The 10483-nt window shown below is 73.1% G+C and carries 10 protein-coding genes; 5 read left to right on the top strand and 5 right to left on the bottom strand.

Translation table 11 applies throughout. The annotated features are described in order from the left end of the window. A partial coding sequence (locus EF918_RS26435) for a biotin/lipoyl-containing protein (RefSeq protein ID WP_125651231.1) occupies positions 1-686 on the top strand: 686 nt, incomplete at its 5' end. Between the two features lie 102 nt (positions 687-788). On the opposite strand, the gene EF918_RS26430 is transcribed toward EF918_RS26435, so the two are convergent. Both EF918_RS26430 and EF918_RS26425 read right to left on the bottom strand, forming a co-directional pair. Next, positions 789-1730 carry a DeoR/GlpR family DNA-binding transcription regulator gene (locus EF918_RS26430; protein ID WP_125651229.1) on the bottom strand — a complete coding sequence of 314 codons (942 nt, stop codon included), beginning with the start codon at positions 1728-1730 and terminating at the stop codon, positions 789-791. 178 nt (positions 1731-1908) lie between these two features. After that, a complete protein-coding gene (locus EF918_RS26425) occupies positions 1909-3348 on the bottom strand; it encodes an NAD(P)H-quinone dehydrogenase (protein WP_125651227.1) in 1440 nt (479 codons plus the stop codon). Positions 3349-3572: 224 nt separating this feature from the next. Here EF918_RS26425 and EF918_RS26420 point away from each other — a divergent pair, with 224 nt between their 5' ends. The 3 genes from EF918_RS26420 to EF918_RS26410 all read left to right on the top strand — a co-directional run bounded on the left by EF918_RS26420 (position 3573) and on the right by EF918_RS26410 (position 6651). After that, complete coding sequence (locus tag EF918_RS26420) at positions 3573-4010, top strand: gamma-glutamylcyclotransferase (protein ID WP_125651225.1); 438 nt, start codon at positions 3573-3575, stop codon at positions 4008-4010. 102 nt (positions 4011-4112) lie between these two features. Further along, the gene (locus EF918_RS26415; protein WP_125651223.1) at positions 4113-4931 is read left to right on the top strand and encodes a purine-nucleoside phosphorylase; all 819 of its coding nucleotides are present in this window, start codon (positions 4113-4115) and stop codon (positions 4929-4931) included. Between the two features lie 70 nt (positions 4932-5001). Continuing rightward, positions 5002-6651 (top strand): phospho-sugar mutase, encoded by a 1650-nt coding sequence (locus EF918_RS26410; protein ID WP_125651221.1) that lies wholly within the window; start codon positions 5002-5004, stop codon positions 6649-6651. A gap of 73 nt (positions 6652-6724) precedes the next feature. On the opposite strand, the gene EF918_RS26405 is transcribed toward EF918_RS26410, so the two are convergent. The 3 genes from EF918_RS26405 to afsQ1 are packed head-to-tail and all read right to left on the bottom strand — an operon-like array spanning position 6725 to position 9538. After that, positions 6725-7393 (bottom strand): hypothetical protein, encoded by a 669-nt coding sequence (locus tag EF918_RS26405; protein WP_260610693.1) that lies wholly within the window; start codon positions 7391-7393, stop codon positions 6725-6727. Further along, positions 7374-8864, bottom strand: coding sequence for a cell wall metabolism sensor histidine kinase WalK (locus EF918_RS26400; protein ID WP_125651219.1), 1491 nt, complete (start codon positions 8862-8864; stop codon positions 7374-7376). The genes EF918_RS26405 and EF918_RS26400 overlap by 20 nt, the downstream gene beginning before the upstream one ends. Continuing rightward, on the bottom strand, positions 8861-9538 hold the full coding sequence (gene afsQ1 / locus EF918_RS26395) for a two-component system response regulator AfsQ1 (RefSeq protein WP_185921928.1): 678 nt from the start codon (positions 9536-9538) through the stop codon (positions 8861-8863). Before afsQ1 ends, EF918_RS26400 begins: the two co-directional genes overlap by 4 nt. 177 nt (positions 9539-9715) lie before the next feature. Between afsQ1 and EF918_RS26390 the strand changes: the two genes are divergently transcribed. Next, the gene (locus tag EF918_RS26390; RefSeq protein ID WP_125651215.1) at positions 9716-10441 is read left to right on the top strand and encodes a SigE family RNA polymerase sigma factor; all 726 of its coding nucleotides are present in this window, start codon (positions 9716-9718) and stop codon (positions 10439-10441) included. Positions 10442-10483: the final 42 nt, after the last annotated feature.

Raw genomic sequence — 10483 nt, 5'->3', positions numbered from 1 at the left:
GCCCCGGCGTCCGCCTCGACGCCGGCGTCGAGTCCGGCTCGGTCATCGGCCCGGCCTGGGACTCCCTGCTGGCCAAGCTGATCGTCACCGGCGCCACCCGCGAGCAGGCCCTCCAGCGCGCCGCCCGCGCCCTGGCCGAGTTCCAGGTCGAGGGCATGGCCACCGCCATCCCCTTCCACCGCGCCGTCGTCACCGACCCCGCCTTCGCCCCCACCGACGGCACCCCCTTCACCGTCCACACCCGCTGGATCGAGACCGAGTTCGTCAACGAGATCCCGCCGTTCTCGGCCCCCGCGGCCGAGGAGAGCGACGAGGAGCCGGGCCGCGAGACGGTCGTCGTCGAGGTCGGCGGCAAGCGCCTGGAGGTCTCGCTGCCCTCCTCGCTGGGCATGACCCTGGCCCGTACGGCCGCCGCCGGCGGTGCCAAGCCCAAGCGCCGCGCCGCCAAGAAGTCCGGCCCGGCCGCCTCCGGCGACACCCTCGCCTCGCCCATGCAGGGCACCATCGTCAAGGTCGCGGTCGAGGAGGGCCAGCAGGTCAGCGAGGGCGACCTGATCGTCGTCCTGGAGGCCATGAAGATGGAGCAGCCGCTGAACGCCCACCGCTCCGGCACCGTCGTCGGCCTGACGGCCGAGGTCGGCGGCTCGGTCACCTCGGGCGCGACGATCTGCGAGATCAAGGACTGACGTCCGCGCCGCCGGACGGCGGAGCGACAGCGCGAGGGCCCCGACCGACGGTCGGGGCCCTCGCGCTGTCGTACGTGCGGCCGTCCGGCCGGCCCCGCCCGGCTACCGCCGGCGCAGGTCCGCGACCCGGGCCCGGTCCCCCGGCTCCGGCAGGGAGACCGCGCTGCGGAGCTGGGGCGCGCCGCGGCGCTGCACCGGGAGGGGGGACTCGCGGCGGGGGCGGCGGCCGGGGAGGCCGTCGACGCCCGCCGCGCCCGGGTGGCCGGAACCGGCGACCGTGATCTGCACGCCCTGGTCGGCCAGCGCCTGGAGCTCGGTGGCGGCGCGGTCGTCGTGGGCCGGCGGTTCGTCGGTGACCAGGCGGGTGATCACGTCGGTCGGGACCGTCTGGAACATGGTGTCGGTGCCGAGCTTGGTGTGGTCCGCCAGGACCACCACCTCCGCCGCCGCCTGCACCAGGGCCCGGTCCACGCTCGCGGAGAGCATGTTCGAGGTGGACAGGCCGCGCTCCGCCGTCAGGCCGCTCCCGGAGAGGAAGGCGCGGGAGACCCGCAGGCCCTGGAGGGACTGTTCCGCCCCACTGCCGACCAGCGCGTAGTTGGAGCCGCGCAGGGTGCCGCCGGTCATGACGACCTCGACCCGGTTGGCGTGCGCCAGCGCCTGCGCGACCAGCAGCGAGTTGGTGACCACGGTCAGTCCGGGCACCCGGGCGAGCCGGCGGGCCAGCTCCTGGGTGGTGGTGCCGGCGCCGACGACGACGGCCTCGCCCTCCTCGACGAGGCCCGCGGCGACGTCGGCGATGGCGGTCTTCTCCGCCGTCGCGAGATGGGACTTTTGCGGAAAGCCGGACTCCCGCGTGAAACCGCCCGGCAAGACCGCACCGCCGTGCCGGCGGTCGAGGAGTCCTTCGGCCTCCAGTGCCCGCACGTCCCGCCGTACGGTCACTTCGGAAGTCTGGACGACACGGGCGAGCTCACGGAGCGAAACCGCCCCGTTGGCGCGCACCATTTCGAGGATCAACTGGCGACGTTCTGCAGCGAACACGAAACAGACGGTAACCCCAACGACCGTCTGCTTTCAGCTCTTTGCGCCGGAATACCGAAGTTGTCCGCAGAGCGGGGCGACTAGTGGTATACGCACGGCGAAGAGTGCGCGACCGTCACATGACGATCCCTCGCCCCGCCCTCCAAACCCCTTGCCGGAGGCGGTGGTTCGCGGCCGGTCACGCCTCCCCGGCCACCTTGCGGGTGTGCAGCTGGCGGGCGACCTCGGCGATCGATCCGGACAACGAGGGGTACACGGTGAACGCGTTTGCGATCTGCTCGACCGTCAGGTTGTTGTCGACCGCGATCGAGATCGGGTGGATCAGTTCGCTCGCGCGCGGGGAGACGACCACACCACCGACCACGATGCCGGTGCCGGGGCGGCAGAACAGCTTCACGAAGCCGTCGCGGATGCCCTGCATCTTGGCGCGCGCGTTGCGCAGCAGCGGGAGCTTGACCACCCGGGCGTCGATCTTGCCGGCGTCCACGTCGGCCTGGGTGTAGCCGACGGTGGCGATCTCGGGGTCGGTGAAGACGTTGGAGGAGACCGTCTTGAGGTTCAGCGGGGCCACCGCGTCGCCGAGGAAGTGGTACATGGCGATCCGGCCCTGCATGGCGGCCACCGAGGCCAGCGCGAAGACGCCCGTGACGTCACCGGCGGCGTAGACGCCCGGCGCGGTGGTCCGGGAGACCTTGTCGGTCCAGATGTGGCCCGACTCCTTCAGCTTGACCCCGGACTCCTCCAGGTTCATGTTCCGCGTGTTCGGGATCGCGCCGACCGCCATCAGGCAGTGCGTGCCGGAGATGACCCGGCCGTCGGCCAGGGTGACCTCGACCCGGTCGCCCACCCGCTTGGCGGACTCCGCACGGGCACGGGAGATGACGTTCATGCCGCGGCGGCGGAAGACGTCCTCCAGCACGGCGGCGGCGTCGGGGTCCTCGCCGGGCAGCACCCGGTCGCGGGAGGAGACCAGCGTGACCCGCGAGCCCAGCGCCTGGTACGCGCCGGCGAACTCGGCGCCGGTCACACCGGAGCCGACCACGATGAGCTCCTCGGGCAGCTCGTCGAGGTCGTAGACCTGGGTCCAGTTCAGGATCCGCTCGCCGTCGGGCTTGGCGTCGGGGATCTCGCGCGGGGTGCCGCCGGTGGCGATGAGCACGGCGTCCGCGGTCAGGATCGTCTCCGTGCCGTCGGCGGCGGTGACGATCACGTCGCGGGTGCCGTCGATGCCCTGCGGGCCGCCGAGCTTGCCGCGGCCGCGCAGCACCTTGGCGCCGGCCCGGGTCACCGAGGCGGTGATGTCGTGGGACTGGGCGAGCGCGAGGCGCTTGACCCGTCGGTTGACCTTGCCGAGGTCCACGCCGACCACGCGGGCGGCCTGCTCGATGTGCGGGGTGTCGTCGGCGACGATGATGCCGAGTTCCTCGTACGACGAATCGAAGTTCGTCATGACCTCGGCGGTCGCGATGAGCGTCTTGGACGGCACGCAGTCGGTCAGGACCGAGGCCCCGCCCAGACCGTCGCAGTCGACGACGGTCACCTCCGCACCGAGCTGGGCGCCCACGAGCGCCGCCTCATACCCGCCGGGTCCGCCGCCGATGATCACGATCCGGGTCACGAAAAGTCCGCCTCACGTCTGCCCGGCCGGCTGCCGCGCCCGGCCGGTGGTTCCGGGGGCGTGTTCCCCCGGGGGATGCATTCCGTGCCCCATTGTCCCGCACGCTTCAAGGTGCTTCTCCCCCGGCCGGGGTCCGGGTGCGCCGTCCGGGGCCGCCCGGGCGGCGGCCGGGCACACGCCCACCCGCGCCCCTCCACCCGCGCCCCTCCCGTACCCTCGACCTCATGTCGCTCTACGCCGCGTACGCCGGCAACCTCGACCCGCGGCTGATGACGCGCCGCGCCCCGCACTCCCCGCTGCGCGGCACGGGGTGGCTCCAGGACTGGCGGCTGACCTTCGGCGGGGAACAGATGGGCTGGGAGGGCGCGCTCGCCACGATCGTGGAGGCACCGCGCCAGCAGGTCTTCGTGGCGCTCTACGACATCGCGCCGCTGGACGAGGACAGCATGGACCGCTGGGAGGGCGTCGGCCTCGACATCTACCGCCGGATGCGGGTGCGCGTGCACACCCTCGACGGCGAGGAGCCGGCCTGGGTCTACGTCCTCAACGGCTACGAGGGCGGTCTGCCCTCGGCCCGCTACCTGGGGGAGATCGCCGACGCGGCCGAGTCCGCCGGCGCCCCGCACGACTACGTGATGGAGCTGCGCAAGCGCCCCTGCTGAGGGCCGCTCGGGACATTTGGTCGGAAACGACAAGGCAACGATCCGAACACCGTGAGCTGTGCCATCTACGCGCGTAGGAAATGAGCGGCTACCCTCGTCCGCGTGAACGCATCTGTTACGGACCCCCACGCCGACCCCCACGCCGCAGCGAGCGCGGCAGCCGCCCGGCTGCGTGAGCTCACCGGTGCCGAGACCCACGACGTCGCGCTCGTCATGGGCTCGGGCTGGGCCCCCGCCGCCGAGGTCCTCGGCGCTCCCGAGGCCGAGTTCCCCGTCACCGAGCTGCCCGGATTCCCCCCGCCCGCCGTCGAGGGCCACGGCGGCAAGATCCGCTCGTACAAGATCGGTGACAAGCGCGCGCTGCTCTTCCTGGGCCGCACCCACTTCTACGAGGGTCGCGGCGTCGCCGCCGTCGCCCACGGTGTGCGCACCGCCGTCGCCGCCGGCTGCAAGACCGTCGTCCTGACCAACGGCTGCGGCGGTCTGCGCGAGGGCATGAAGCCCGGCCAGCCGGTCCTGATCAGCGACCACCTCAACCTGACGGCCGCCTCCCCGATCGTCGGCGCGAACTTCGTGGACCTGACCGACCTGTACTCGCCGCGGCTGCGCGCGATGTGCAAGGAGATCGACCCGACCCTCGAAGAGGGCGTCTACGTCCAGTTCCCCGGCCCGCACTACGAGACCCCGGCCGAGATCAACATGATCCGCGTGCTGGGCGCCGACCTGGTCGGCATGTCCACCGTGCTGGAGGCCATCGCCGCCCGTGAGGCCGGCGCCGAGGTGCTGGGCATCTCCCTCGTGACGAACCTGGCGGCGGGCCTGTCCGGCGAGCCGCTGAACCACGAGGAGGTCCTCCAGGCCGGCCGTGACTCGGCCGCCCGCATGGGCCAGCTGCTCACCCAGGTCCTCGCCCGGATCTGAGCCGCACCCGGGCACGGAGCGGCGACGCAGACGACGCAGACGACGCAGGGCACGAGAAGAGGCGGATGAAGTGCAGGACGACCTGATCACCCGGGCCAGGGCCTGGCAGGCGGAGGACCCGGACCCCGAGACGGCGCAGGAGCTCGCGGCCCTCGTCGACGCCGGCGACCTGGACGAGCTCGCGGACCGGTTCTCCGGCACGCTGCAGTTCGGCACCGCCGGGCTGCGCGGCGAGCTGGGCGCCGGCCCGATGCGGATGAACCGCTCCGTGGTCATCCGGGCCGCGGCGGGCCTGGCGGCCTACCTCAAGGCCGAGGGCCACACCGGCGGACTCGTCGTGGTCGGCTACGACGCCCGCTACAAGTCGGCGGACTTCGCCCGGGACACCGCGGCCGTGATGACCGGTGCCGGTCTGCGCGCCGCCGTCCTGCCCCGCCCGCTGCCCACCCCCGTCCTCGCATACGCCATAAGGCACCTGGGCGCCGTCGCCGGCGTCGAGGTGACCGCGAGCCACAACCCGCCGAGGGACAACGGCTACAAGGTCTACCTCGGCGACGGCTCCCAGATCGTCTCCCCGGCCGACGCCGAGATCGCCGCCGAGATCGCGCGCATCGGCGCGCTGGCCGACGTACCGCGCCCGGACGGCGGCTGGCAGGAGCTCGGCGACGAGGTCCTGGAGGCCTACCTGGCCCGTACGGACGCCGTGCTGACGCCCGGCTCCCCCCGGGGCGTGCGGACCGTCTACACGGCCATGCACGGCGTCGGCAAGGACGTGGTGCTGGCGGCGTTCGCCCGGCACGGCTTCCCCGCCCCGACCCTGGTCGAGGCGCAGGCCGAACCGGACCCGGCCTTCCCCACCGTCGCCTTCCCCAACCCGGAGGAGCCGGGCGCGATGGACCTGGCCTTCGCCACCGCGGCGCAGGCCCGGCCGGACATCGTGATCGCCAACGACCCGGACGCCGACCGCTGCGCGGTGGCCGTCCCGGACGACGCGGCCGACTCGGGCTGGCGGATGCTGCGCGGTGACGAGGTCGGCGCGCTGCTGGCGGCCCACCTGGTGCACAAGGGCGCGCGCGGGGTCTTCGCCGAGTCGATCGTCTCCTCCTCGCTGCTGGGCCGGATCGCCGAGGCGGCGGGCCTGGGCCACGAGGAGACCCTGACCGGCTTCAAGTGGATCTCCCGCGTCGAGGGCCTGCGCTACGGCTACGAGGAGGCCCTGGGCTACTGCGTGGACCCCGAGGGCGTCCGCGACAAGGACGGCATCACCGCCGCCCTGCTGGTCGCCGAGCTGGCCTCGGAGCTGAAGGAGCAGGGCCGTACCCTGACCGACCTGCTGGACGACCTGGCCGTCGAGCACGGGCTGCACGCCACCGACCAGCTGTCGGTGCGGGTGCAGGACCTGTCGGTCATCGCCTCGGCGATGGCGCAGCTGCGGGCGCAGCCGCCGACCTCGCTGGCGGGCCTTCGGGTGGCCTCGGCCGAGGACCTGAGCCGGGGCACGGAGTCCCTGCCGCCCACGGACGGCCTGCGCTACTACCTGGAGGGCGACTACCGGGCCCGGGTGATCGTCCGCCCGTCCGGCACCGAGCCCAAGCTCAAGTGCTACCTGGAGGTCGTGGTCCCGGTCGCCGACGCCCCGGGCCTGGTCCCGGCCCGCGCCCGCGGCCAGGAGATCCTGGACGCGATCAAGAAGGACCTGGCCGCAGCCGCCGGGATCTAGCCTTCCGCACGGACTCCGTCCGCCGGTCCGCAGGGGCCGCGGGCGGAGTCCGCCGCTTTCCGGGCCCGGTCGGTCAGGGGGTCCGGGACGGTGACGGCGTCGTGGACGGGGTGCGGGGGGTGCCCGGGCGGACGATCTCGCCGAGGGTGGACGCGGCCTCGGGGCGGGTGCGTACCGCGTCCGTGCACTCGAACGACCGCGGCGGATCGGCGTCGGGCCCGCCCAGGACCACCGGGCCGGCGTCCGGCAGCACGGCCTCGCTGCTCGCGAACGTGCACACGATCTGGGCCAGCGCCACCGGCGGCAGGTCCTCCGGCCGGCGGCTGAGCCGCAGCGTGCCCGCCGGGTCCCCGGCCCGCGGCGCGACGGCGCCCAGGCCCGTCGGCACGCCCGTGCTGAAGCCGGCGTCCCGTTCCTCGCCCGTCGGGGTCCGCTCCAGGGCCTCCAGGAGGGCCTGGGCGACGAGCACCACCGGTTCCTTGGCGGGCCGCTTCTCCGGGACCGGCACCACCTTCTCCACGCCCACCAGCTGCGAGCCGCAGACCAGTTCCAGGGTGGCCCGGAAGCCCTGCACGCCCGAGCCGCCGGACGGGGTGGGCACCGGGGTGTCGCAGGTCACCCGGGAGGGGGCCGGGCCCACGTCCACCGGGACGGTGGTGGCCCGGATCCCGCAGCCGGTGGTCACCAGCACCAGCCCGGCCACGGCCAGCACCCCGAGGCCGTCACACCTGCGCGTCGTCACCGGCGATCACCTTCCCCACGTCCACCGGGAGCCGCAACGTGAACAGGGCCCCGCCGGCCGGCGCGTTCTCGGCGGTGATGTCGCCGCCGTGGATGTGCGCGTTCTCCATCGCGATGGACAGTCCCAGTCCGCTGCCGTCCGACTTCGGGCGCGAGGCGCTCGCCTTGTAGAAGCGGTCGAACACGTGCGGCAGCACCTCGGCCGGGATGCCCGGCCCGTTGTCCTTGACCGCCACGACCAGCCACGCGTCCTCGACCCGGACCGACACCCGCACCGGCGAGCCGCCGTGCTTGAGGGCGTTGCCGATCAGGTTGGCCAGGATCACGTCGAGCCGGCGCGGGTCGAGCCGGGCCATGATGCCCCGCTCGGCGTCCAGTTCCACGGCGTCCAGCCAGGCCCGCGCGTCGATGCAGGCGGTCACCTGGTCGGCGACGTCCACGTCGTCGAGCACCAGGCGGGCCGTGCCCGCGTCGAAGCGGGTGACCTCCATCAGGTTCTCCACCAGGCTGTTCAGCCGCCGGGTCTCGCTGACCACCAGGGCCACCGCCGGTGCGATCATCGGATCGAGGTCGTCGACCTCCTCCTCCAGCACCTCCGTCACCGCGGTCAACGCCGTCAGCGGCGTGCGCAGTTCGTGCGACATGTCGGCGACGAACCGGCGGCTGGACTCCTCGCGGGCGCTCATGTCCGCGACCTTCTTCTCCAGCGCCTCCGCCGTCTTGTTGAAGGTGTGGGAGAGGTCGGCGAGTTCGTCGTTGCCGGAGACGTCCAGCCGGGTGTCCAGCTCGCCCTCGCCGAGCCGCCGCGCCGCGTCGCCGAGCCGCTGGATCGGCTTGAGCACGGTCCGGGCCGCCGCCTGCGCCAGCAGCGCCGAGCCCAGCAGGGCCAGGGCGGTGGCGATGCACAGCGACCACGCCAGCGCGTTGAGGTCCCCGCGCTCGGTGGCCAGGGACTTGTACATGTAGCCGGTCGGGCCGCCGCCCACCACCCGGGTCCCGCCGACCAGGTACGGGTCGCCGTGGGGCGTGGTGCGCTGCCAGTACATGTGGTACTCGGAGTCGCTGTCCGCGGTCGCCTTCGGCTTGTCGTCGACGGCGTGCTGGAGCGCCTTCGGTACGTCGTCCAGCGAGAACGTGTCGGGGCCGGCCGTGCCGAACACCTTGCGCCCGTCCTTGCGCTGGTGCACCAGCAGCACGCTGTAGCCGGGGGCGCTGCCCGCCATCAGCTCGGCGGTGCGCTGGAGTTCCTCGGGCGTGGGGTCCAGCGGCAGCGCGGCGGCCCGGTTCTGCATCTCCTGGCGGAAGTCACCGAGCGCCGCGTCCTGGGTACGGGTGAGCACCGCCTCGCGGTTGAGCCAGTACGCGATCCCGGAGGCGGAGACGGCCGCGGTGAGCGCGACCAGGGCGAAGACGATCAGGAGCCGCAGCCGCAGGCTCGTCCAGCGCCGGCCCGCGAGCAGCGGGCGGATCACTGCGGGGAGTCCAGGCGGTAGCCGACCCCGCGCACGGTCCGGATCAGCGTGGGCGAGGACGGCACGTCCTCGACCTTGGCCCGCAGCCGTTGGACACAGGCGTCCACCAGCCGCGAGTCGCCCAGGTAGTCGTGCTCCCAGACCAGCCGCAGCAGTTGCTGGCGCGACAGGGCCTGGCCGGGCCGCCGGCTGAGCTCCAGCAGCAGCCGTAGCTCGGTCGGCGTCAGCTGGAGGTCCTCGCCGTTCTTCGTGACGGTCATCGCGGCCCGGTCGATCACCAGCGAGCCGAACATCGCCGAGTCGCTGGCGTCCCGTTCGCCGCGGCGCAGCACGGCCCGGATCCGGGCGTCCAGCACCCGGCCCTGGACGGGCTTGACCACGTAGTCGTCGGCCCCGGACTCCAGGCCCACGACCACGTCGATGTCGTCGCTGCGCGCGGTGAGCAGGATGATCGGCAGCTGGTCGGTGCGCCGGATGCGCCGGCACACCTCGAAGCCGTCGATCCCGGGCAGCATCACGTCCAGCACGATCAGATCCGGCCGCTGCTCGCGCAGCATCTTCAGGCCGTCCTCACCGGTGGCCGCGGTCGCCACACGGTGGCCCTGGCGGGTCAAGGAGAGCTCGAGGGCCGTACGGATGGCGTCGTCGTCCTCGATCAGCAACAGGAAAGGCACCCGCTCATTCTGTCCCATCGGTGGATCGGAGTTCGACCGTCGTGCGGGCCCCTTCTCGGCCGTGGTGGCCGGACGGCGGCTGTGACAGGCCTGTGACAGTCGGCGGACACCCCGGTTATGTCCGGCGGGCAATCTTTTCGACAACGGACCGAATCACTCCACGACGGGGGGCGCGCGATGAACATGCTGCACAGCACCACGACCAGCGCAGTCGTCACGCGGCTGCACGATGTCAACCGTCGGGCGGGTGTCCGGAGCACCACGGTCGCCCGGCCGCGGCCCGCACATGTCGTAGCCATTGACGCCAAGACCTACGACGCGGTTCCCGAGACGGTCCCGCAGCAGCGGAGCCCGTTCACGGGGAAGCCGGCTTCCTCCTCCTCGGAGGCCGAGTTCACCGCGTACGTGCAGGAGCGCCGCGCCGCGCTCTACGCGACCGCCTTCCACCTCACCGGCGACCGGCACGAGGCCGAGGACCTGCTGCAGAGCGCGCTGTTCTCGACGTACCGGGCCTGGGACCGGATCAGCGACAAGGCGGCCGTCGGCGGCTACCTGCGCCGCACCATGACGAACCTGCACATCAGCGCCTGGCGCCGGCGCAAGCTGAGCGAATACCCGACCGAGGAGCTGCCGGAGACGGCGGGCGACGCGGACGCCATGCGCGGGACGGAGCTGCGCGCGGTGCTCTGGCAGGCGCTGACCCGGCTGCCCGAGCCGCAGCGCACGATGCTGGTGCTGCGCTACTACGAGGGCCGTACGGACCCGGAGATCGCCGAGATCCTGGGGATCAGCGTCGGCACCGTGAAGTCGAGCATCTGGCGCTCGCTGCGCCGGCTGCGCGACGACGAGGCGCTGAGCTTCGGCCGCGACGAGGCGGAGTCCTTCGAGGAGCTCGTCGCCTGAGGGACCACCGGCCGGGGGGACCGTCCTACGGGGGTGGGGCGG

The organism is Streptomyces sp. WAC06614 (assembly GCF_003949795.1).
Classification (GTDB): Bacteria; Actinomycetota; Actinomycetes; order Streptomycetales; family Streptomycetaceae; genus Streptomyces.
Note: the sequence above shows the minus strand (reverse complement) of the source record. Positions and strands in the feature narration are given on the sequence as shown.

What these genes read in the sequence shown, in the direction of transcription:
- EF918_RS26420 (WP_125651225.1), top strand. Translation starts at nt 3,573, where the DNA reads ATGTCGCTCTACGCCGCGTACGCCGGCAACCTCGACCCGCGGCTGATG.
- EF918_RS26390 (WP_125651215.1), top strand. Translation starts at nt 9,716, where the DNA reads ATGAACATGCTGCACAGCACCACGACCAGCGCAGTCGTCACGCGGCTG.